This window comes from Stenotrophomonas maltophilia group sp. LNF247 (genome assembly GCF_054083135.1).
The window spans coordinates 199,759-221,642 of the sequence record NZ_JBSRQL010000006.1 but is presented as its reverse complement, the minus strand read 5'-3'; the positions used below and the strand labels follow the sequence as shown (position 1 = coordinate 221,642).

Here is a 21,884-nt window from a genome sequence, read left to right as displayed (position 1 = left end):
CGTCATTTCGGCTCGCATTCCGGTAGTGCCGGCCGCTGGCCGGCAACCCCATGAATCTCCGCAGACATGAACCCATTGCCGGCCAGCGGCCGGCACTACCATGGCGATGCGCGGCACCCCGTATAGTCGGCCCATGACCACCATCACCCCGGCCGAGCTCCCCGCCATCCTGCACACCCTGCGCAGCGCCTGGCAGTCGCAGCGCCCCACGCTCGACCAGCGTGAGGCCGACCTGCGCCGCCTGCGCGAGGGGCTGAAGCCACGCCTGGACGAAATGGCGCAGGCCATCGCCGAGGACTTCGGGCATCGCGCCCACGTTGAATCGAAGCTGGCCGATGGCATGAGCGTGCTGTCGGCCATCGACCACCTGCGCCGCCACCTGCGGCGCTGGTCGAAGCCGCAGCGGGCATCGGCGGGATGGAAGTTGTGGCCAGCGCGCGCGCAGCTGCGGCCGACGCCACTGGGCGTGGTCGGGGTGATCTCGCCCTGGAACTACCCGGTCACGCTGGCATTGGTGCCTTTGGCCACCGCCATCGCTGCGGGTAACCATGTGCTGCTGAAGCCTTCGGAACACACGCCGCGCACCAGTGCGTTCCTGGCCGATCTGCTGGCCAGCGTGTTCCCGCCCGATCGGGTGGCGGTGGTGCAGGGCGGGGCGGAGGTGGCCGCAGCGGTGTCGTCGCTGCCGTTGGACCATCTGCTGTTCACCGGCTCGACGGCCGTTGGCCGCAAGGTGATGGCCGCCGCCGCCGAGCATCTGGTGCCGGTCACGCTGGAACTGGGCGGCAAGTCGCCGGCGATCGTCTGCCGCGATTTCCCGCTGGACAAAGCCGCCGCGCGGCTGGCCACCGGCAAGTGGTTCAACGCCGGCCAGACCTGCATCGCGCCGGATTACGTGCTGATCGATACCGCGCGCCAGCGCGAGTTCGTGCAGGCGCTGCAGCAGCAGGTGCGCGAGCGCTATGGCGACTTCAGCGATGCCGACGATTACACCCGCATCATCAACGAGGGTCAGTACCGGCGCCTGCAGGGGTACCTGGCGCAGGCACGCGAACGCGGCATGCCGGTGATTCCGCTGGCGCAGGTGGATGACGCGCGCGCCGACCGCGAGCGTCTGCTGGTGCCGACCGTGGTGCTGGATCCGCCGGATGACCTGGACCTGATGCGTGAGGAAATCTTCGGGCCGATTCTGCCGGTGCGGGCCTATCCGGACCTGGATGCCGCGCTGGCCGACGTGCTGTCGCGTGACCGCCCGCTGGCGCTGTACCCCTTCAGCCAGGACCGCGCGACGGTGGAGCGCATCCTCGGCCAGGTGGTGGCCGGTGGGGTGACGGTGAATGACACGCTGCTGCACTTCGCCGCCGATGGCCTGCCGTTTGGCGGGGTGGGGGCCAGTGGCATGGGCGCGTACCACGGCCGGGCCGGGTTCGATGCGATGAGCAAGCGGCTGCCGGTGCTGTGGCAGTCGCGCTGGGCCGCCAGTGACCGGCTGCGGCCGCCGTATTCGAAGATTGCGGGGTTGTTGAAGCTGCTGCTGCGGTGAACCCAGGCAGGGCGTGGCTCTACTGAATCAGGGCCCGGGCCGATTCTTCTGTAGAGCCGAGCCCACGCTCGGCTGCTCCTGGCTGGGTGCCGATCAATGCAGCCGAGCGTGGGCTCGGCTCTACACGGGAATCCGGGCCGACCCCCATCCCGGCCACCCGGTTAGAATGCCCGCATGAAAATCGCCTCGTGGAACGTCAATTCGCTCAATGTCCGCCTGCCGCACCTGGAACAGTGGCTCAAGGACTTCGGCCCGGACATCGTCGGCATCCAGGAAACCAAGCTGGAGGACCACAAGTTCCCCGATTCGGCGCTGATCGCCGCGGGCTACCGCAGCGTGTTCGCCGGCCAGAAGACCTACAACGGCGTGGCGCTGCTGTCGCGTGAGCCTGCGCAGGACGTGCAGATCGGCATTCCCGGCTTCGAGGACGAGCAGAAGCGCGTCATCGCCGGTACCTTCGGCGACCTGCGCGTGATCAACCTGTACGTGGTCAACGGCCAGGACATCGGTACCGACAAGTACGACTACAAGCTGCGCTGGCTGGAGGCGGTGCACGCCTGGATCGCGCAGGAGCTGCAGCGGCACCCGAAGCTGATCGTGATGGGGGACTTCAACATTGCCCCGGACGCACGCGACGTGCACGACCCGGAGGTGTGGAACGACAACCACATCCTGACCTCCACCGCTGAGCGTGGCGCGCTCAACAAGCTGCTGCAGCTGGGCCTGCACGATGGCTTCCGCCTGCACAACGACGAGGCGGGTACCTTCAGCTGGTGGGATTACCGCGCCGCCGGCTTCCGTCGCAACCTGGGCCTGCGCATCGACCTGACCCTGGTTTCCGATGCGCTGAAGAGCGGTGCGGTGGCTTCGGGCATCGACCGCGAGCCGCGCACCTGGGAACGCCCGAGCGACCATGCGCCGGCGTGGGTGCAGCTGGGTTGAGTTGAGGTAGCGCCGGGGCATACCCGGCGAGCGCAGCGGCGGCAGGGTGACGCCGGGCATGGCCCGGCGCTACCCCTCAGATCACCGTATGCTCTTGCGGGTGAACAGGTTGACGATCGCCAGCAGGATCACCGCACCGATCAGCGAGAACAGGAAGGTGCGGATGGTGATCGCCTCGTTGATGCCACCGCCGAACAGCCAGCCGGAAATCAGCGCGCCGACGATGCCGACCACGATGTTGAGGATGATGCCCTGCTGGGCATCGCGCTTCATGATGATGCTGGCCAGCCAGCCTACGATGCCGCCGACGATCAGCCAGATGATGATGCCCATGATCGAACCTCCGGTGGGGAACTGTGACCAGTTGACGCGCACGGCTGTGAACCCGTCGTGCAATTGCGTGATGGGCGCGTGCGGATGAGCCTGCCAGCCACCCTCGACGGCCCCTGGCGCTTCGGCCCGGTGACGGTCTGGCGCTGCCCGCACGTGCCGGGCCAGCGCGGTGAACCGCAGGCCCGGCAGGTACTGGCGCAGGCGCTGGGCACCGATCCGCAGACGCTGCCACTGGTCCGTGACGACAAGGGCCGGCCGGAGCTGAGCGGCCCGTTGGCCCACTACGGGACCGGCTGGAGCCACAGCGGTGAGGTGCTGCTGGTGGCGCTGGGCGAAGGCGTGCGGCTGGGCGTGGACCTGGAACTGCTGCGGCCGCGGCCGCGTCTTCTGGAAATCGTGCGGCGCTTCTTCCACCCGCAGGAGGTGGCCTGGCTGGAACGCCTGGACGAGGCCGACCGCGAGCACTGGTTCTTCCGCGTGTGGTGCGTCAAGGAGGCGATCCTGAAGGCGCACGGCCAGGGCATCTCGTTCGGCCTGCACCGCCTGCAGCTGGCGCCGGGGGCCGATGGCGCCCTGCACCTGCGCTGGTGCGACCTGGAACTGGGCGAGGCCGCGCGCTGGCACCTGCACGAATGGCAGGCCAGCGGCCAGTTCCGTGCGGCGTTGGCCTGGTATCCGCACTGAAGCGGGGAATCAGCGCGCAAAACCGGCGATAATGGCGGCATGAGCGAACACCCACTTCCCGCCAGCGTGGCTGCCACGCTGGAACAGGGCCTGGCCAGCATGGGCCTGGACGCCGCGCTGGCGCCGCCGCTGCTGCGCTACCTGGCCCTGCTGCACCGCTGGAACGGCACCTACAACCTCACCGCCATCCGCGACCCGCAGGAGATGGTTACCCGCCACCTGCTCGATTCGCTGGCGATGCAGCCGTTCGTGGCTGATGGCAGCCTGGCCGACCTCGGTACCGGTCCCGGGTTGCCGGGCATCCCGCTGGCGATCGCCTGCCCGGGCCTGCAGGTCACCCTGGTCGAGAGCAACGGCAAGAAGGCGCGCTTCATGCGCGAGGCCGTGCGCCAGCTCGGCCTGGGCAATGCCCGCGTCGCCGAATCGCGCGCCGAGGCGCTGGACGAGGCCGGCCGTTATGACCAGCTGACCGCCCGCGCGATGGACACCCTGGCCGGCATCGTCCGCGTCGGTGGCCACCTGCTGCGGCCCGGCGGCGTGCTGCTGGCCATGAAGGGCGTCTACCCGCATGAGGAGATCGCGGAACTGCCGGCTGGCTGGCAGGTGCGTGAGGTGACCCCGCTGAGCGTGCCCGGCCTGGCCGGCGAACGCCACCTGGTCACCGTTGCAGGTCCCTGATTCGCGCCGCCAGCCCTTTGTGGAACAACGGGTTGGCGATCCACGATTTCCGCAAGGGGCCGGTTGTACGCATAATGACCGGTCCCAACCATCCGTCGACGAGGCACACCCGCATGGCCCGCATCATCGCCATCGCCAACCAGAAGGGTGGCGTCGGCAAGACCACGACCGCCGTCAACCTGGCCGCTTCCCTGGCCAACGCACCCAAGCGCGTGCTGTTGGTCGACCTGGACTCGCAGGGCAACGCGACCATGGGCAGCGGCGTGGACAAGCGTGAGCTGGCGGCCTCCACCTGCGATCTGCTGCTGGGCGAGAACAGCGCCGCCGATGTGCGCGTGCAGACCGCCGAAGGCTACGACCTGCTGCCGGGCAACATCGACCTGACCGCCGCCGAGATCCAGCTGATGGGCCAGAGCGAGCGCGAGCAGCGGCTGAAGCGCGCGCTGGCGCCGATCCGCGACGAGTACGACTACATCCTGATCGATTGCCCGCCGGCGCTGTCGCTGCTGACGCTCAACGCGCTGGCCGCCGCCGATTCGGTGATCGTGCCGATGCAGTGCGAGTACTACGCACTGGAAGGCCTGAGCGCGCTGGTGGAAACCATCGAAGCGCTGCGCACCAGCCTGAACCCCGCGCTGGAGATCGAAGGCGTGCTGCGCACCATGTTCGACGTGCGCAACAACCTGGCCAATGCGGTCTCGGCCGAGCTCACCGAGCACTTCGGCGACCGCGTGTTCCGCACCATCGTGCCGCGCAACGTGCGCCTGGCCGAGGCACCCAGCCATGGCCAGAGCATCGTCGGCTACGACCGCGCCTCGCGCGGTGGCGTGGCCTACCTGGGCCTGGCCGGCGAGATCATCCGCCGCAACAACGAACGCAACAAGGCCGGCAAGGCCGTGGAGACCGTCTGATGACCAGCAGCAAGCCGGCAGCCAAGAAGCGAGGCCTCGGCCGTGGCCTGGACGCGCTGCTGGGCCCGAAGGGCGCGGTCAGCCAGGTGCAGGCCACCACCGCGGTGATCGAGCCGCTGCCGGGTGAAGTGCTGCGCAAGTTGCCGGTCGGCCAGCTGCAGCCGGGCAAGTACCAGCCGCGCCGCGAGATGGACGAGGGCAAGCTGTCCGAGCTGGCCGACTCGATCAAGTCGCAGGGCGTGATCCAGCCGATCCTGGTGCGCCAGCTGCCGGCGGGCAACTACGAAATCGTCGCTGGTGAACGCCGTTGGCGCGCATCGCAGCTGGCCGGGCTGGACGAAGTGCCGGTGGTGGTGCGCGAGCTGGAAGACCGCACCGTCATCGCGATGGCGCTGATCGAGAACATCCAGCGCGAAGACCTCAACCCGCTGGAAGAAGCCGAGGCGCTGCAGCGCCTGATCAGCGAGTTCACCCTGACCCATGCCGAGGCCGCCGAGGCCGTCGGCCGCTCGCGCGCGGCGGTGTCCAACCTGCTGCGCCTGCTGGAGCTGCCGGTGGCGATCCGGCTGCTGCTGGAAACCCGCCGCCTGGAAATGGGCCACGCCCGCGCGCTGCTGACCCTGGCTCCCGAGCTGGCCGGCAAGCTGGCGCAGGAAGCGGCCGATGAAGGCTGGTCGGTGCGCGAGGTCGAGCGCCGTGCGCAGGCCTTCGCCGCCGGCAAGGTGCCGAGCAACCGCCCGGTGGCGACGCCGAAGGTGCAGCAGGCCGACATCGCCTCGCTGGAAACCGAACTGTCCGAAGCGCTGGGTGCCAAGGTGGCGATCAACCACGGCCGTGGCGGCAAGGGCAAGCTGATCATCCACTACACCGATCTGGACACCCTGGACGGCGTGCTGGAAAAGCTGCGTACGCGCCAGGGCTGAACCCGGCGCCACATCACGCCGGCCGACGCATCCCCGCGACGTCGGCCACGCCGATGGCAGCGGGGTGCTTTGATCGAGACCCGCGATGACCATCCTGCTTACCGGCGCTGCCGGCTTCATCGGTGCCTACACCGCCCGCGCGCTGCTGGAGGCCGGCCAGGCCGTGGTCGGTCTGGACAACTTCAACGATTACTACGACCCGCAGATCAAGCGTGACCGCGTGGCCGCGCTGTGCCCGGCGCTGGACCTGCGCACGCTGGACCTGACCGATAACGAAGGCCTGGCCGCGCTGTTCGACGAAGTGAAGCCGACCGCCGTGATCCATCTGGCTGCACAGGCCGGCGTGCGCTATTCGCTGGAAAACCCGCAGGCCTACGTCGACAGCAACCTGGTCGGCTTCGTCAACATGCTCGAGCTGTGCCGCCACCGTGGCGTGCAGCACCTGGTGTATGCCTCCAGCAGTTCGGTGTATGGCGACTCGGCCACGCCGCCGTTCTCCGAGGACCAGCGCGTGGACCAGCCGCGCTCGCTGTACGCGGCGACCAAGGCGGCCAACGAGCTGATGGCCTACACCTACGCACAGCTGTACGGCCTGCATGCCACCGGGCTGCGATTCTTCACCGTGTATGGCCCGTGGGGCAGGCCGGACATGGCACCGCTGCTGTTCTCGCGCGCGGTGCTGGCCGGTCGGCCGATCGACGTGTTCAACGAAGGCCGCATGCAGCGCGATTTCACACATGTCTCCGACATCGTGTCCGGTATCCTCGGTGCCCTCGCGCATCCGGCCGACGGCCCGGTGCCGCACCGGGTGTTCAACCTCGGCAACCATACGCCGGTCGAGCTGGAGCGCTTCATCAGCGTGATCGAGCAGGCGGCCGGCCGCCCTGCGCAGAAGGTCTACAAGCCCATGCAGCCGGGCGACATGGTGCGCACGATGGCCGATACCCGGCGCGCACATGACGCTTTCGGCTTCGATGCGGTGACCCCGATCGAACAAGGCCTGCCGCCTGTGGTGCTGTGGTGCCGCGAGTATTTTGGCGATCGCGCCTGAGGACGGATCCTCACGCCGCCGGGTTCATCTTCGGATAACCTCGGTTTCGGAGAATGCGCGGTCTTTGTCCCCCCTTTGGCCGAGTGCCTTATGAGCCAACCCGAGCTTTCCGTTGTCGTCCCGGTGTTCAACGAGCGCGACAATGTTGCCCCGCTGGTCGCCGAAATCACCGCTGCGCTGCGTGGCCGAGTCCCGTTCGAGATCGTCTACATCGACGACCACTCGCGTGATGACACCCTGGCGGTGCTGCAGGGGCTGAAGGCAACCACCCCGGAACTGCGCGTGCTGCACCATGTGAACCAGAGCGGGCAGAGCACGGCGGTGCGCACCGGCGTCAAGCATGCGCGGGCGCCGTGGATCGCGACCCTGGATGGCGATGGCCAGAACGATCCGGCCGATATTCCCAAGCTGCTCGCCGCACGCGACGCCGCCGACACGCAGGTGAAGCTGTTCGCCGGTTGGCGCGTCAACCGGCAGGACAGCAGCAGCAAGCGCTGGGCCAGTCGCTGGGCCAATGCCATCCGTGCGCGCATGCTGCGCGACGACACCCCCGACACCGGTTGCGGCATCAAGCTGTTCGAACGCAGCGCGTTCCTCGACCTGCCGTATTTCGACCACATGCACCGCTATCTGCCGGCGCTGATGCAGCGCGCCGGCTGGAAGACCACCAGTGTGCCGGTCAACCACCGCCACCGTACCGCTGGCGTGTCCAAGTACAACAACCTCGGCCGTGCGCTGGTCGGCATCCGCGATCTGCGTGGCGTGGCCTGGCTGATCACCCGAAGCAAGCGCACCGCGGTGGAGGAGCGCTGATGGATCTGGAGCTTCACTGGCTGGATCAGCCCTTGACCTGGCTGTACTGGACCGGCCTGCATGTAACCGGCTGGAAGCTGATCGGTTACACCGGCGCACTGATGTTCGGCGGCCGCTGGCTGGTCCAGTTCATCGCCTCCAAGCGTGCCGGCAAGCCCGTCATCCCGCGCCTGTTCTGGTACATGAGCGTGATCGGCAGCCTGATGACGCTGAGCTACTTCCTGTTCTCGGCCAAGCAGGACTCGGTGGGTGTGCTGCAGAACCTGTTCCCGGCGTTCACCGCGCTGTACAGCCTGCACCTGGACATCAAGCACCGCGGCTGGAAGCGCGACAAGGCCAGCCACTGAGGCCTGCGGGGTGCCTGCCATGGGTAGAGTCGACTGTCAGTCGACTTTCGCGCGGAGCGCGGGCTTTGCCACGTTTGGCGGAAGAGCAGCCGACTAACAGTCGGCTCTACCCAGTCGGCGCTACCACGCGCCTTCGGCCGGGGCCCGGTCCTGCCTGCTGTGGGTAGAGTCGACTGTCAGTCGACTTTCGCGCGGAGCGCGGGCTTTGCCACGTTTGGCCGAAGAGCAGCCGACTAACAGTCGGCTCTACCCAGTCGGCCTACTACGTGCCTTCGGCCGGGGCCCGGTCCTGCCCGCCGTGGGTAGAGTCGACTGTCAGTCGACTTTCGCGCGGAGCGCGGGCTTTGCTGCATGTGGCGGAAGAGCAGCCGACTGACAGTCGGCTCTACCACGCGCCTGCGCCGCTGGGTCCCCGGCCTGCGGGCGGTTCCCGGTCCTGCCTGCTGCGCAGGCAGGACCTTCGTCCCATGCCTTGGACCGTGGGCGGTGCCATGATCGGGGTCTGCCTTCCCGGGAACCTGTGCTCGTGAAAACCCGTCTTGCCGTTGCCCTGCTGCTCGCCCTGTCCGCCCCCGCTGTGGCGCTGGCTGCACCGCCCGCCACCGCCGCGTCGGCCAGCGTGGCCACCGAATCGCCCGCGGATGCCGCCTTCCGTGCGGTGTACGAGAAGGAATGGAAGTGGCGCCAGGATGGCGGCGGCGAGGCCAGCGAGGACGAGGACGCCCCGGCCAATGCCACCCGCATGCCCGACGTCGGCCCGGCCGCGCAGCAGGCGCGCCTGAAGGTGTGGGACGAGACTCTCGCCGCGCTGAAGAAGATCGACCCGAAGACCCTGTCGCCCGACAACCAGGTCAACTACGCGATCTACCGCGACCAGGTGTTCAACCTCGCCGAAGAGGTGCGCCTGCGCGGCTACGAGATGCCGTTCAACGCCGACTCCTCGTTCTGGTCCAACCTGTCCTTCATGGCCCGGCGCGAGATGAAGACCGTGCAGGATTACCAGAACTACATCGCACGGCTGAACGATGTGCCGCGCTATTTCGGGCAGCAGACAGAGAACATGCGCGCCGGCCTGAAGCGTGGCTTCAGCGTGCCGCGCGCGGTGCTCGATGGCCGCGAGGTGTCCATCGCCACCGTCGCCGAGTTGAAGGACCCGACCGAGTCGCCACTGTACGCGCCGTTCAAGAAGCTGCCCAACACCGTTCCGGCGGCCGAACAGGCCAGGCTGCAGGCGCAGGCGCGTGAAGCGATCAGCGGCAAGGTGGTGCCGGCGTTCCAGCAGCTGCGCACCTTCTTCGTCAACGAGTACGTGCCGCAGGCGCGCACCACCCTGGCCGCCGAAGCGATGCCCGACGGCAAGGCGTACTACAAGCAGCAGATCCACGAATACACCACGCTGGACCTGTCGCCGGACGAGATCCACCGCATCGGCCTGGATGAAGTCGCACGCATCCAGAAGGAAATGAACGACATCATCAAGCAGGTGAAGTTCAAGGGCAGCTTCGCCGAATTCCTGACCTTCCTGCGTACCGACCCGCAGTTCTACGCCAAGACGCCGGAGGAGCTGCTGTCGCGTGCCGCGTGGATCTCCAAGCGCGCCGATGGCCAGCTTGGCAAGTACATGACGCTGCCACGCGCCCGCTTCACCATCGTGCCGGTGCCGCCGGACATTGCGCCGTTCTGGACCGCCGGCCGCGGTGGCATGGGCACCTACTGGCTCAACACCTACAACCTGCCGTCGCGCCCGCTGTACAACCTGCCGGCACTGACCCTGCATGAGTCCGATCCGGGCCACGCGTTGCAGGGCGCCATCGCCGCCGAGCAGAAGAACCTGCCCGAGTTCCGCCGCAACGCCTACATCTCCGCCTATGGCGAAGGCTGGGCGCTGTACTGCGAGAAGCTGGGCGTGGAAATGGGCATCTATGAAACCCCGTACGAGGATTTCGGCCGTCTGACCTACGAGATGTGGCGTGCTGCGCGCCTGGTGATCGACACCGGCGTGCACAGCAAGGGCTGGACCCGCGAGCAGGCGTTGGCCTACCTGCGTGACCACACCGCGCTGAGCGAGCATGAAGTGACCACCGAAGTGGATCGCTACATTTCCTGGCCGGGCCAGGCGCTGAGCTACAAGCTGGGCGAGATCGCCATCGTGCGCCTGCGTGCGCAGGCCGAGAAGGAGCTGGGCGACAAGTTCGACATCAAGGGTTTCCACGACACCCTGCTCAAGCAGGGCTCGGTGCCGCTGCCGGTGCTGGAACAGCAGATCCAGGCCTACATCGCCGAACGCAAGAAGGCCTGACCCGACGCGTCGCCGGGCCATGCCCGGCGAGCGTGATGCGATCGGGTCAGAGCCCCGCCCGAAGGGCGGGGCTCCGACCCCCTCTCACCTCACCCCACCGCCCGCGGCTTGGCCACGCGTGCGGCAAACGTCGGCAGCACCAGCAGGGTCAGCACGGTGGCGGTGACCAGGCCACCGATCACCACCGTCGCCAGCGGCTTCTGCACCTCCGCACCGGAACCGCTGGCAATCGCCATCGGAATGAAGCCGACGATCGCTACCAGCGCCGTGGTCAGCACCGCGCGGATGCGGCTGGAGGCACCGTTGATCGCCGCCTGCAGCGGCAGGTCGCCGGCGTCGAGGCGCTCGCGGATCGCCTGCATCAACACCAAGCCGTTCAAGGTCGCCACGCCGGAGACGGCGATGAAGCCCACCGCCGCCGATACCGAGAACGGCATGCCACGCAGCAGCAGTGCGAGGATGCCGCCGACCAGCGCCAACGGCACGCAGCTGAACACCAGAATGGCTTCCTTGCCGCTGCGCAGCGCCATGAACAGCAGACTGCCGATCAGCAGGAACACCACCGGTACCACCGTCGCCAGCCGCTTCTCCGCGCGCTGCAGGTTCTCGAACTGACCGCCCCAGGTCAGGTAGGCACCCGGCGGCAGTGCCACGCCGGCCACCGCTGCCTGTGCCTCGCCGACGAAGCCGCCCAGGTCGCGGCCACGCACGTTGGCCTGCACCACCACGCGGCGGCTGCCGTTGTTGCGGCTGATCTGGTTCGGCCCTTCGCTCACCGTGATGCGCGCCACCGACGACAGCGGAATCACCAGCCCTGACGGCGTGGCGATCGGCAGTGACGCGAGCTGGTCCGGATCGTTGCGCGAGGCATCGTCCAGGCGCACCACCACGTTGAAGCGGCGATCACCTTCGAAGATCTTGCCGGCCGCAGTGCCGCCAATGCCGGTGGACAGCGCATCACTCACGTCCGCGGCGGTCAGCCCGTACTGCGCCGCCGCCACGTGGTCGATCGCTACGTTGAGCGTAGGCAGGCCGGAGATCTGTTCCACCCGCACGTCGGCCGCGCCGTTTACCGCACGCAGCTTCAACGCCACCTGGTCGGCCACCTTCTGTAGCTGGCTGAAGTCATCGCCGAAGATCATTACGGCCAAGTCGGTACGCACGCCGGAAATCAGCTCGTTGAAGCGCAGCTCGATTGGCTGGCTGAACTCGAAGCTGTTGCCCAGCTGCTGCCCGGCCAGTTTCTCGAAGCGCGCCACCAGTGCTTCCTTGTCCAACTTCGGATCGGGCCAGTCCTTGCGTGGCTTCAGCACGATCACGCTGTCGGAGATGTTGGTCGGCATCGGATCGATCGCCGCCTCGGCGGTACCGGTACGTGAGAACACGGTCTCCACTTCCGGCTGCTTGGCAATCACCTTTTCCAACGCCAGTTGCATGGCCAGTGACTGCTCCAGCGACGTCGATGGCACGCGCAGGGCCTGCATCGCCACGTTGCCTTCGTCCAGCGTCGGCATGAACTCACGGCCCAGCAGCGAGAACGCGCCGACGCCCACCACCACCATCATCACCGCACCGGCCACCACCGTGCGCGGATGCGCGACGGCCTTGCGGATCACCGGCTCGATGCGCGCGCGCAGCACGCGTATCAGCCTGGTCTCGTGCTCGCCGTCGTCCGCATGTGCATCGCCGTCCTTCAGCTTCGGCTCGCGCACCAGCAGCGCCGTCATCGCCGGCACGAAGGTGAAGGAGAACAGGAAGGCACCGACCAGGGCCAGCATGAAGGTCGCCGCCATCGGGTGGAACGTCTTGCCCTCCACGCCTTCCAGGGTGAGGATCGGCGCGAACACCAGCAGGATGATCAGCTGGCCGAACGCCGCCGGTCGCGCCATCTTCATTGCCGAATCGGCGGCCACGCGCAGCCGCTCCATCGCGGTCAACGCACGGCCCAGTTCGGCGCGGCGCTGGCCCAGCATCAGCAGGGTCGACTCGACCACGATCACCGCGCCATCCACCAGGATGCCGAAGTCCAACGCACCCAGGCTCATCAGGTTGCCGCTGATGCCGAAGCGGTTCATGCCGATCACTGCGAACAGGAACGACAGCGGAATCACCAGCGCGGTGATCGTCGCCGCACGCAGATTGCCCAGCAGCAGGAACAGCACCACCACTACCAGCAGCGCGCCCTCGGTGAGGTTCTTGGCCACGGTCTTGATGGTGGAATTGACCAGCACGCTACGGTCCAGCACCGGCGCGGCCACGATGTCGGCCGGCAGCGATTTGTTCACCTGTTCCAGGCGCGCCGCAGCGGCCTGCGCCACGGTGCGGCTGTTGCCACCGGCGATCATCAGCGCAGTGCCGAGCACGGCCTCGTGGCCGTTGCGGCTGGCCGCACCCAGGCGCGGCGCGCGGCTCAGGTCGACGTCGGCCACATCGGCCACGCGCACCACCACGCCATTGCGGGTCGCCACCGGCGCCTGTGCCAGGTCGTCGGTGGTCAGCGCCAGGCCGTCGGCACGTACCACCAGGCCCTCGCCGGCACGCTGTACGAAGCCGGCACCGGCCTGCACGTTGGAGCGCTGCAGGGCGGTAACCAGGTCGGCCAGGCCGAGGCCATGCGCGGCCAGTTTGGCGCTGTCCGGATGCACGCCGTATTCCTTGACGTAGCCGCCAACCGTATCGACACCGGCCAGCCCCGGGCTGGAGCGCATCTGCGGCGCGATGATCCAGTCCTGCACGGTGCGCAGGTAGGTCGCGCGCTCTTCCGGCGTGCGCAGCAGGTTGCCTTCCGGCGTGCGGTAGACCTCGCCGGCCTGCCAGCCGGCTTCACCGGGCTTGGCCAGCCTGGCCGGATCGAACGCGGTGAAGTCCACCGTCCACATCAGCACCTCGCCGAGGCCGGTGGTGACCGGCGACAGCATCGGCGACGCACCATCGGGCAGGTCCTCCGATGCCTCGCGCATGCGTTCGGCCACCTGCTGGCGGGCGAAGTAGATGTCGGTCGCATCGGTGAAGATCGCGGTGACCTGCGAGAAGCCATTGCGCGACAGCGAACGGGTGGTGGTCAGGCCGGGAATGCCGGCCAGCGCGGTTTCCAGCGGATAGGTCACCTGCCGCTCGATCTGCTCCGGGGTCAGCGCCGGCGCCACCGTGTTGATCTGTACCTGGCGGTTGGTGATGTCCGGCACCGCGTCGATCGGCAGCTTGCCGAGCTGGAACAGGCCCACGGCGGCGATCAGCGCGGCCATGAACACCACCAGCCAGCGGTGGCGCACCGCTGTTTCAATGATCAGCTTGAACATGGTCGCCTCCTCAGTGGCCGTGCTCGGCTTCGCCCTTGGCCAGTTCGGCCTTGAGCAGGAAGGCGTTGGCACCGACGATGCGTTCGCTGCCGCTCAACCCACCGAGGATCTCGATGCGGTCACCGGCACGGCGCCCGGCCAGGACCGGCTGCGCCTTGAAGCCGCCTTCGACGGCGACGAACACCGCGCTGCTGCCATCGACGTTCTGCACCGCATCGGCGGGCACGCTGAGCGAACCGTCCTGGCCTTCGGTGACCACCACGGCTGACACCGGCGAACCGGCCGGCGGCAGTGGCGCATCGACCGGCGTGGCGCGGATCACCGCGACGCCCCCCTGCTGGCGGACATCGGCGGCCGAGCCGGTGACGGTGGCGGTGAAGCTGCCCCCCGGCACACTCACTTCCAGCTTCATGCCCGGCGTGACCTGTGCAGCCAGCGCCGGCGGTGCGGTGAACACCAGCTCGTTCATCGACGGGTCGGCGACATCGGCGACTGCACTGCCGGCGGCGACCACACCGCCCGGAGTGACCTGCACGTTACCGACGATGCCGGCCACCGGGCTGGTGATGCGCACGCGGCCACTGGCATCGGGCGCGCCGTTGGCGGCGGCCTGGGCCTGCGCGGCAGCGGCCTGGGCCTGTGCCGCCAGCGAACGTGCGCGCGAGGCTTCCATCTCCTGGCGCGCGACCACGCCCTGGTCGACCAGCGCCTTGTCGCGGCCATAGGCCAGGCGCGCGGCCTCGGCTTCGGCCGAGGCGGCCAGCGCATTGGCACGGAACACCGCCGCTTCGCCACTGACCACGATGGCCAGGGCCTGGTTCTGCTTCACTGCGGTGCCCGGTGCGACCAGCACGCGTTCGACGCGGCCGGTAACGGTCGACGCCACCGAGGCACGTGCGCCCACCGACGGCTCGACGCGGCCGGACAGGCGCGTCGAGCCACCGCCACCGCGGCCGATGGCGACCACCTCGATACCGGACGCCTTGATCTGCTCCGGGGTCAGCGGCACCACGCCTTCATCGGCGCCAGCCGGCGCCTTGGCGGCTTCCGCCTTGGCTTCCTTGCTGTCGGTCGCGTGGCCATGGCCATCGTCGGTGCCGGCCTTGGCCGCGGCGGGGTCTTCATTTGCAGGTGTCTGCGCATTGCCGGCGCAGCCGGCCAGCAGCACGGTCAGCAGCACGCCGCCGATCAGCGGGAAGGTACGGGAGAGAGTCATGGGGCCTCCACAAAAGGTGCGCGCCCTTCGAGGCGGGCAAGATCGATTTCCGCGCCGACGCGCGACAGGCGCGCATCCACGGCGGCGGCGCGGGCGGCGATAAGGGCGCTGCGCGTGCTGCGCAGTTCCAGCTGCGAGATGCGTCCGGCGTCGAAGCCGATGCGTGCAAGGCGGTAGGCCTCTTCGGCGGCGACCACGCTTTCATCGGCGGCACGGGTGCGGCTGCCGGCCGCCTTCAGCCCGGCCACGGCGGACAGGCGTGCGGCCTCGCTGTCGCGGCGCTGCTGGTCCAGGCGTGCCTCGGCCGCGCGCTGGTCGGCATTGGCGGCGCGGATGCCACCGCGGTTACGGTCGAACAGCGGGATGCTGAGGCTGAGCCCGAGGTTGTAGGCACGCTCGCCGCCTTCGCGGAAGCGGGTCTGTGCGGCGGTGACGCTGAGGTCGGGCAGGGCGCGCTTGCGCTCCACGTCGACCAGCTTGCTCGCCGCATCGGCTTCGGCTTCGGCAATGCGCACTGCCAGTGCGGTATCGGTGGCACCGCGCGGCAGCGGTGGTGCGCGGTCGAGCAGGCTGTTGTCGATCGACTGCACCGGCGCATCCAGCAGTGCAGCACCGGCCAGGCGGGCCAGCGCGGCATCGCGGAACGCCTGTGCTTCATCCAGCGACGCCATGGCATTGGCTACTTCGCTCTGCGCTTGCACCGCGCGCAGCTGTGGTTCGCGGCCCTGCTTGACCATGGCGTTGACGGCGTTGGCGTCATCGCGGGTCAGTGACAGTGCTTCCTCGGCCAGGGTGTAGCGGCGCAGTGCACTTTCCGCCTGTGCATAGACCACCGCCAGCTGGCTGGCCACGTCGCTGCGACTCTGCGCGCCACGCAGGTTGGCCGCCTGGGCCTCGGCACGGGCGGCACGAACGCGCGCGCCACGCTGGCCCCAGACCTCCAGCGGCTGGGACAGGGTGAGTACGGTGTCGGCCTTGCCCATGCCGCGGTAGGTGCCGGAGCCCCAGGCGTTTTCGGCCGACCAGGAAAGGGAGGGGTTGGGTAGCGCACGGGCCTGGTCGGCGCGCGCATCGGCGGCCTCGGCCAGTGCCGTGCCCACACGAGTGCCGGGCAGCTGGTCCAGGCGTTCAAGCAGGGTGTCGTAGGAGGGGGCGGCTTGCGCCATCACCGATGCCGCCGGGGCCAGGCCCAGCAACACGGCGACGACCAGCCCGGCCGCACGCGGCGACCGAGGTGTCAGGATCGACATAGGGGGATTCCGGTTGTGAGTGAAACGGGAGCCCGCAATCGCGGGACGCGCTCAACTCACGCCCGGGGTGGACGCGTCAATTCATCCTGGGCGACCGCATAGGTCGCCGCATCGCCTGCACTCATCCAGCGCGCCGGCAGTGGCGCCCCGAAGGCGGCGATCGTGTGCGCCGGCAGGCTCAGGTTGGAGTGGTGGCAGTGGTTGTGGCCACAGGCACCGACATGCTTGCCGTCGCTGTCGCCATCGGAATCCGGTGTGGACTCCACATGCACCGTGCTGGCGTGCGGTTCCACCGTGCACGCCAGGGCATCGGCCACCGGCACGACCACGAATGCCGCCATCAGCAGCATCAGCAGGGTCGAACGGAGGTGGCGGGTGATCCAGCGCATGAAGGGGAGGCTAGCAAGCGGTTTTCGCCGGATACAATATCAATGGCCGCTTCGGGAATACGTCGGAATCTCCCGTTCAGGTGGGGCGGGCCTTTCGGCCCACCGGGCTGCGCTTCTGTAGAGCCGAGCCCACGCTCGGCTGCTTTCGCACGATCAGCCGAGCATGGGCTCGGCTCTACAACGAAGGTCACGGCAGCTTCGCGATCACCTTGATCTCGAACTGGAACCCGTACAGCCAAGTCACACCGATGCCGGTCAGGGTCGGGAGGCGGACATTGCCTGGCAGATCGCACCGGCTCCAAGCCATGCGTACCAAAGCCTGCTTGTCGGGATTGGCTCTTGGTGGGAAAGGCCGGGGCCGGGACAATTCCGAAACACGCTACGGAAGCCTAGGGAATCGACTCGATGAACTACTACGCGCTATCCCAGGCAAATCCGCCAGGATGCCCCTCGTACTATCTGGACGCTCAGCTTCACGACAGGTTCTATCCTTTCCATCCTGCTGTTTCCCATGGCCGATTCCCTTGGTACGCTAGGGCCAGAACTGACATGGCACGGGTATTTACAGACACCATGGTGCTGGTTGGCCCTGAGGCGAGTCATTCCAACGACATCGTTCGCATTACCTCGCACATTTACATTGCAAGCCAGAAGTTCCTGGAAGCCTGCCTGAAATTTGATGCCAAGATGATCGACTTCAGGCGCATTCCTCATGTTTCAGAGAAGGGATGGACGACTTCGACGAGTGAGTACAGTGCCATCATCTTCCATGAGACCAGCCTCTCCTCCGTCGCCTCTGAGGAAAACCAGATGGCGTACAGCAAGTATGGAGAGTCTCGCAGGATCAAGAAGCTGCGCGTGAAAAGCTCTTTCAAAGAACACTTGTTCCGGATTGAGAACATGGAAGGCTCCAGCAATACCTTGATCTGCTCGGAGGACTTTCGTGCTTATGTCGGGGATAGTCTCAGCGGCGTCGAATTTGTTGATACCGCGGATGTGGAGTGGCCGCGAATCAAGCCGATCTGAGTCACCCGACGGCGCGGAAGCAGGCGAGTGCAGGTCAACGCCCGTTGTTGCCGGCCAGCGGCCGGCACTACCGGTCTGCAGGCAGCTTCGCGATCACCTTGATCTCGAACTGGAACCCGTACAGCCAGGTCACGCCGATGCCGGTCAGGGTCGGGTGCGGCGCCTCGCCCCAGTACTCGGGCACGATCGCCCAGGCCTTCTCGAAGTTGGTTTCCGGATCGACCAGGAACACGGTCACGTCGATCACGTCATCGAAGGTGCAGCCGGCGGCAGCCAACACCGCATTGAGATTCTCGAAGGCGCGGCGCACCTGGGTTTCGAAGTCCGGCTCGGGCGAACCGTCCTCGCGGCTGCCGACCTGGCCGGAAACGAACAGGAAGCCATCGGACCGGATCGCCGGCGAGTAGCGGTTGCGCTCGTACAGGGCTTGGCGTCCGGCGGGGAAAACGACATCACGCTGTGACATGGGGAAGATCCCGTGGGAGAGAACGCCATCCTCCCTGCCAGCGCTGTCTGGATAAACCGCGATGATCGGCCTAGATTGATTGCCAATTCCAAACAATCAGGGCCCGCCATGGACCGTTTCGAGGCGATGCGGGCGTTTGCCCGGGTGGTGGAGACCGGCAGCTTCACCCGCGCCGCGCACACTCTGCAGGTCAGCCGCACCACGGTCACCCAGCTGGTGCAGCAGCTGGAGGCACACCTGCGGCTGCGCCTGCTCAATCGCACCACCCGACGGGTCAGCGTCACCGCCGATGGCGCGGCCTACTACCCGCGCATCGCCCGCCTGCTGGCCGAGCTGGAAGAGGTGGAGGGCGGGCTGGGTGACGCGGCCAGCCAGCCGCGCGGCCGCCTGCGGGTTGATGTACCCGGACCCTACGCGCGGTTGCGGCTGGTACCCGCACTGCCGGATTTCCAGGCGCGTTACCCGGAGATCCAGCTGGACATCGGCGTCAGTGACCGCGAGGTCGACGTCATCGCCGACAACGTTGACTGCGTGATCCGCGGCGGCACCCCGGCCGATCCGGCACTGGTGGCGAGACCGCTCGGCGCGCTGTCGATCGGTTTCCACGCCAGCCCCGGCTATGTGCAGCGCTTCGGCCTGCCGACCGACCCACGCGCGCTGGAAGGACCCGACCACCACATGGTCGGCTTCCTCAGCCCGCGCAGTGGCCGGGCGCGGGTGTTCAGCGCGCAGCGCGGCGATGAGCGCGTTGAGGTGCAGGGCCGCTATACGGTCGGCTTCGATGACGGCAACGCCTATCTGGCCGCCGCGTTGGCGGGGCTGGGCGTGGTGGCGCTGCCCAGCTATATGGCCGAGCCGCATGTGGCGCGTGGCGAGCTGTTGCCGGTGTTGCTGGACTGGCAGCTGCCGCCAATGCCGATGCATGTGATGTTCCCGCCGAACCGGCACATGAGCCAGCGGCTGCGGGTGTTCATCGATTGGGTGGTGGAAGCGCTGGGCTGATCGCGCGCGCATCTGTAGAGCCGAGCCCACGCTCGGCTGCTTCTGGCATCACCAAGCCCGCGCTACGCACGCCAGCCGAGCGTGGGCCCGGCTCTACCGGCATGCGAAAATCACCACCGCACGCAACAGGACACATCGCCACGCATGAGTCGCATCGTCGCACTGGATACCGAAACCACCGGCATCTCCCACCGCCTGGGGCACCGGGTGATCGAAATCGGTGCCGTCGAGCTGATCGATGGCCAGCTCACCGGTCGCCAGTTCCACACCTACCTGCAGCCGCAGCGCAAGGTGGATTGGGGCGCACAGCGCGTGCACGGCATCAGCGATGCGATGCTGGTGGGCAAGCCGCTGTTCTCCAGCAAGGCGGCCGAACTGCTGGAGTTCCTGCGCGGCAGCGAGATGGTCGCGCACAACGCCACCTTCGATGTGGGCTTCCTGGACAACGAGCTGCGTCTGTCCGGTATCCCCGGCACGCTGGCCCAGCACTGCCGCATCACCTGCAGCCTGAAGCTGGCGCGCGGGCGCTGGCCGGGCCAAGGCAACAAGCTGGATGATGTGCTGCAGCGCCTGCGCATTCCCAGCCAGCGCGGCCTGCACGGCGCGCTCAAGGATGCCCATCTGCTGGCGCAGGTGATTCCGCACCTGCGCTGAGGCCTGGCCGCTGTTACACCGGCCGCAACCAGCGCTCGATCATTGCCACCCCACGTGCCACCCCGTCCTCATGGCTCATCGCCGCGCCCAGGGCTGCCGCGCGTGCGCGTGTTGCGTCGGTTTCAGCGAAGGTGATGGCTGCCGCCAGCGTTGCTGCATCCAGTCGCTTCGATGACAACGGTGCCGGTGCCACGCCCAACCGATGCAGGCGATCGGCCCAGAAGAACTGATCCGCGGCGAACGGCATCACCAGCGAGGGAATGCCGGCGCGGCAGGCCGAATGCGTGGTGCCGCTGCCACCATGGTGGATGGCGAGTGCGCAATGCGGGAACAGTGCTTCGTGTGGCGTCGGGCCGAGCACGAACACATCTGCTGGCAGCGCGCCCGTCGGCAGCCCGGCCCACCCCGGAAACAGCAGCACCCGGCGTGGCGCCAGCGCCTGCAGCAGGGCCGGCAGCACGCGCTCGCGATCAAACCCGGTCATGCTGCCAAAGCCCAGGTACACCGGCGGCGGCCCGGCATCGAGGAAGGCCTGCAGATCGACCGGGGGCGTCCAGGGCGCATCAGGTAGCCGCCACTGGCCACAGACGATGTGGTTGGCCGGCCAGTCCGCCGGTGGCGGCAGCAGCTGCGGCGAGATGCCATAGAGCATCGGCAGGCCGGACCACAACGCGCGGCGCGGCGATTGCCCCAGTTGCTGGCGTGCCGCGTTGATCGGCCGGCGGAACTGGCGCCAGATCAGGCCGTTGACCAGCCCATAGCTGGCGCGGTTCAACCAGCCCGGCGAGCGTCCCGGTGGCAGGAACGGAGAGCGGAAGGCCCGCGTCGGGGTCAGCGGGATCATGCCGGTGCCGATGACCGGCATTCCGCGGCGTTCGCCCACGCTCATGCCGACGAAGGCCGCCAGTCCGCCGGTCAGAATCGCATCGCAGCCTTCTGCGGCCGCATCGGCCTGGCGCATCCAGCCGCTGACATGCTGCAGCGCCATCCGTGCCAGACCGGAACTGGCGGCGGCAACACCGTTGCCACGCGACACCAGGGCGACCACTTCGTCATGGATGTCGCCCTCAAGGGCCGCGTGGGGCACATCCAGGGCCTGCGCGCTGCCCAGGGTGCCGCCATCGGCCAGCAGTGTCACCGCGTGGCCTGCGCCGATCAGCCCATGGCAGAGCATGGCCAGCGGGCGCGTATCGCCTTCGGTTCCGTAGGTCAGGGCCAGCAGCCGCATGGAAAGCTCCGCAGTGATCCGGGCCAGTATGCCGGTTGGCGGGCTCCCGGCCCTGCCGGTTCAGCCGCAGCCTGTGGGTAACTTGCGCAAGTGCTTGAACCCGTGCATAATGCGCGGCTCGCTGTGTCCGGTTTTCTACCGGGCGGCGCCCCCGGGAGCACGTCCCCGGCCGCCCAACGCCAGCGTAACCCTTTGATTCTCTTGACGTGTGGTGGGCAACCATCGAGGCCGCCGTCGCCCGGGCTACGGGCTGACAACTACTACTATCGAGGTGCGCAATGTCCCGCGTATGCCAGGTTTCCGGCAAGCGAGTGCAGACGGGTAACAACGTCTCGCACGCCAACAACAAGACCCGTCGTCGTTTCCTGCCGAATCTGCACGAGCGCCGTTTCTGGGTGGCCAGCGAGAACCGCTGGGTCAAGCTTCGTGTTTCCGCGCATGCACTGCGCACCATCGACAAGAACGGCATTGATTCCGTTCTGGCTGAGCTGCGTGCGCGCGGCGAAAAGGTCTGAGGAGTAAAGCATCATGGCAGGCAAGCGCGATAAGGTCCGTATGATTTCCTCGGCCGGTACCGGCCACTTCTACACGACCGACAAGAACAAGAAGAACACCCCGGGGAAGATGGAATTCCTGAAGTACGATCCGGTCGTGCGCAAGCACGTCCTGTACAAGGAAGGCAAGATCAAGTAATCCGCACGGATTGCTGATCCCCGCGAAGAAACCCGCCCTTGTGGCGGGTTTTTTCATGCCTGGCATCCAGGTGGTGGGTGCCGACCGTTGGTCGGCACGCTCTCCCCGCACCCGGTAGCTGTCGACCCTGGTCGACA

Annotated in this window: 22 protein-coding genes and 1 pseudogene; 15 read left to right on the top strand and 8 right to left on the bottom strand. The window is 67.6% G+C overall.

Translation table 11 applies throughout. The features are described 5' to 3' along the window. Positions 1-133: 133 nt before the first annotated feature. Together ACTXG9_RS08835 and xth are read left to right on the top strand one after the other, a co-directional pair. Positions 134-1,543, top strand: a complete 1,410-nt coding sequence (locus ACTXG9_RS08835; RefSeq protein ID WP_134735314.1) for a coniferyl aldehyde dehydrogenase — start codon at positions 134-136, stop codon at positions 1,541-1,543. Positions 1,544-1,717: 174 nt separating this feature from the next. Further along, positions 1,718-2,485, top strand: coding sequence for an exodeoxyribonuclease III (xth, locus tag ACTXG9_RS08830; RefSeq protein WP_111098845.1), 768 nt, complete (start codon positions 1,718-1,720; stop codon positions 2,483-2,485). An 81-nt stretch (positions 2,486-2,566) separates the two neighbouring features. Here xth and ACTXG9_RS08825 read toward each other — a convergent pair whose 3' ends face one another. After that, on the bottom strand, positions 2,567-2,818 hold the full coding sequence (locus ACTXG9_RS08825) for a GlsB/YeaQ/YmgE family stress response membrane protein (RefSeq protein ID WP_005411656.1): 252 nt from the start codon (positions 2,816-2,818) through the stop codon (positions 2,567-2,569). 84 nt (positions 2,819-2,902) lie between these two features. Between ACTXG9_RS08825 and ACTXG9_RS08820 the strand changes: the two genes are divergently transcribed. From ACTXG9_RS08820 to ACTXG9_RS08785, 8 genes are all read left to right on the top strand, one after another. Further along, positions 2,903-3,502, top strand: a complete 600-nt coding sequence (locus tag ACTXG9_RS08820; protein WP_019661752.1) for a 4'-phosphopantetheinyl transferase family protein — start codon at positions 2,903-2,905, stop codon at positions 3,500-3,502. A gap of 39 nt (positions 3,503-3,541) precedes the next feature. Next, entirely contained in the window at positions 3,542-4,180 is a 639-nt protein-coding gene (gene rsmG / locus ACTXG9_RS08815) for a 16S rRNA (guanine(527)-N(7))-methyltransferase RsmG (protein ID WP_111098844.1), read from the top strand. A 113-nt stretch (positions 4,181-4,293) separates the two neighbouring features. Further along, positions 4,294-5,091, top strand: coding sequence for a ParA family protein (locus ACTXG9_RS08810; protein WP_019661751.1), 798 nt, complete (start codon positions 4,294-4,296; stop codon positions 5,089-5,091). Beyond that, positions 5,091-6,014, top strand: a complete 924-nt coding sequence (locus tag ACTXG9_RS08805) for a ParB/RepB/Spo0J family partition protein (RefSeq protein ID WP_005411652.1) — start codon at positions 5,091-5,093, stop codon at positions 6,012-6,014. Before ACTXG9_RS08810 ends, ACTXG9_RS08805 begins: the two co-directional genes overlap by 1 nt. Positions 6,015-6,099: 85 nt before the next feature. Beyond that, positions 6,100-7,065, top strand: a complete 966-nt coding sequence (locus tag ACTXG9_RS08800) for an NAD-dependent epimerase/dehydratase family protein (RefSeq protein ID WP_019661750.1) — start codon at positions 6,100-6,102, stop codon at positions 7,063-7,065. A gap of 90 nt (positions 7,066-7,155) precedes the next feature. Continuing rightward, positions 7,156-7,878, top strand: coding sequence for a glycosyltransferase family 2 protein (locus ACTXG9_RS08795; RefSeq protein ID WP_111098843.1), 723 nt, complete (start codon positions 7,156-7,158; stop codon positions 7,876-7,878). Then, positions 7,878-8,225, top strand: a complete 348-nt coding sequence (locus tag ACTXG9_RS08790; RefSeq protein WP_058979230.1) for a lipid-A-disaccharide synthase N-terminal domain-containing protein — start codon at positions 7,878-7,880, stop codon at positions 8,223-8,225. The genes ACTXG9_RS08795 and ACTXG9_RS08790 overlap by 1 nt, the downstream gene beginning before the upstream one ends. 526 nt (positions 8,226-8,751) lie before the next feature. Then, positions 8,752-10,524: a DUF885 domain-containing protein gene (locus ACTXG9_RS08785; protein ID WP_111098842.1), complete on the top strand. Its 1,773-nt coding sequence runs from the start codon at positions 8,752-8,754 to the stop codon at positions 10,522-10,524. An 89-nt stretch (positions 10,525-10,613) separates the two neighbouring features. Here ACTXG9_RS08785 and ACTXG9_RS08780 read toward each other — a convergent pair whose 3' ends face one another. The 5 genes and pseudogenes from ACTXG9_RS08780 to ACTXG9_RS08760 form a co-directional block, all read right to left on the bottom strand. After that, entirely contained in the window at positions 10,614-13,823 is a 3,210-nt protein-coding gene (locus tag ACTXG9_RS08780) for an efflux RND transporter permease subunit (protein ID WP_456115844.1), read from the bottom strand. 10 nt (positions 13,824-13,833) lie between these two features. Further along, positions 13,834-15,039, bottom strand: coding sequence for an efflux RND transporter periplasmic adaptor subunit (locus ACTXG9_RS08775; protein ID WP_111098840.1), 1,206 nt, complete (start codon positions 15,037-15,039; stop codon positions 13,834-13,836). Then, positions 15,036-16,289: a TolC family protein gene (locus ACTXG9_RS08770; protein ID WP_111098839.1), complete on the bottom strand. Its 1,254-nt coding sequence runs from the start codon at positions 16,287-16,289 to the stop codon at positions 15,036-15,038. The genes ACTXG9_RS08775 and ACTXG9_RS08770 overlap by 4 nt, the downstream gene beginning before the upstream one ends. Before the next feature lie 56 nt (positions 16,290-16,345). Further along, a complete protein-coding gene (locus ACTXG9_RS08765; RefSeq protein ID WP_021203525.1) occupies positions 16,346-16,678 on the bottom strand; it encodes a hypothetical protein in 333 nt (110 codons plus the stop codon). A gap of 187 nt (positions 16,679-16,865) precedes the next feature. Next, positions 16,866-16,943: pseudogene (locus ACTXG9_RS08760) on the bottom strand (RidA family protein); the annotation flags it as partial. A gap of 284 nt (positions 16,944-17,227) precedes the next feature. Between ACTXG9_RS08760 and ACTXG9_RS08755 the strand changes: the two are divergent. Then, entirely contained in the window at positions 17,228-17,704 is a 477-nt protein-coding gene (locus tag ACTXG9_RS08755) for a hypothetical protein (protein ID WP_457654781.1), read from the top strand. A gap of 67 nt (positions 17,705-17,771) precedes the next feature. Here ACTXG9_RS08755 and ACTXG9_RS08750 read toward each other — a convergent pair whose 3' ends face one another. After that, on the bottom strand, positions 17,772-18,170 hold the full coding sequence (locus ACTXG9_RS08750) for a RidA family protein (RefSeq protein WP_019661743.1): 399 nt from the start codon (positions 18,168-18,170) through the stop codon (positions 17,772-17,774). Positions 18,171-18,278: 108 nt separating this feature from the next. On the opposite strand from ACTXG9_RS08750, the gene ACTXG9_RS08745 reads away from it, so the two are divergent. Next, entirely contained in the window at positions 18,279-19,172 is an 894-nt protein-coding gene (locus ACTXG9_RS08745; protein WP_206621670.1) for a LysR family transcriptional regulator, read from the top strand. 144 nt (positions 19,173-19,316) lie between these two features. Next, positions 19,317-19,826, top strand: a complete 510-nt coding sequence (dnaQ, locus tag ACTXG9_RS08740; protein ID WP_005411640.1) for a DNA polymerase III subunit epsilon — start codon at positions 19,317-19,319, stop codon at positions 19,824-19,826. A 13-nt stretch (positions 19,827-19,839) separates the two neighbouring features. Here the strand turns inward: dnaQ and ACTXG9_RS08735 are convergent, their stop codons facing one another. Further along, the gene (locus tag ACTXG9_RS08735) at positions 19,840-21,054 is read right to left on the bottom strand and encodes a nucleotide disphospho-sugar-binding domain-containing protein (RefSeq protein ID WP_456115843.1); all 1,215 of its coding nucleotides are present in this window, start codon (positions 21,052-21,054) and stop codon (positions 19,840-19,842) included. A gap of 278 nt (positions 21,055-21,332) precedes the next feature. Here ACTXG9_RS08735 and rpmB point away from each other — a divergent pair, with 278 nt between their 5' ends. Next, positions 21,333-21,569: a 50S ribosomal protein L28 gene (rpmB, locus tag ACTXG9_RS08730; RefSeq protein ID WP_005411638.1), complete on the top strand. Its 237-nt coding sequence runs from the start codon at positions 21,333-21,335 to the stop codon at positions 21,567-21,569. Between the two features lie 10 nt (positions 21,570-21,579). Continuing rightward, positions 21,580-21,747 carry a 50S ribosomal protein L33 gene (rpmG, locus tag ACTXG9_RS08725; RefSeq protein ID WP_169411268.1) on the top strand — a complete coding sequence of 56 codons (168 nt, stop codon included), beginning with the start codon at positions 21,580-21,582 and terminating at the stop codon, positions 21,745-21,747. Positions 21,748-21,884 lie beyond the last annotated feature (137 nt).